The sequence below is a fragment of the Rhodomicrobium sp. Az07 genome (assembly GCF_018619475.1).
Lineage (GTDB): Bacteria > Pseudomonadota > Alphaproteobacteria > Rhizobiales > Rhodomicrobiaceae > Rhodomicrobium.
Window position 1 is genome coordinate 1 of the sequence record NZ_JAHFZG010000090.1, and the last position, 220, is coordinate 220.

At 62.7% G+C, this 220-nt stretch carries 2 pseudogenes; both read right to left on the reverse strand.

Annotation, left to right across the window (positions count from 1 at the left end):
• A pseudogene (locus KKP04_RS15710) lies at window positions 1–110 on the reverse strand (IS630 family transposase); the annotation flags it as partial.
• A 9-nt stretch (window positions 111–119) separates the two neighbouring features.
• Window positions 120–197, reverse strand: a pseudogene (gene tnpB / locus KKP04_RS16070) (IS66 family insertion sequence element accessory protein TnpB); the annotation flags it as partial.
• Between the last annotated feature and the right edge of the window lie 23 nt (window positions 198–220).

The window sequence follows — 220 nt, forward strand, 5'->3', positions numbered from 1 at the left end:
ACGGTCAGGCCGATCTCGACCAGCGCCTGGCGCAATTCTTCGAGCGAGATGTCCTTGCGCGCTTCCCAGACCGCGAAAATGTCCGCGCGGCGCTCCTCGATCCGGCGCGACGGATCGAGCTTCAAGACCTCCTGAACCGCGGCCGCAAGCCCATCCATGCCTTTCCTGAAATCGACAGGCCGCGTCGCGATGTAAATCCGAGGTGGAACCGCACCGAAAA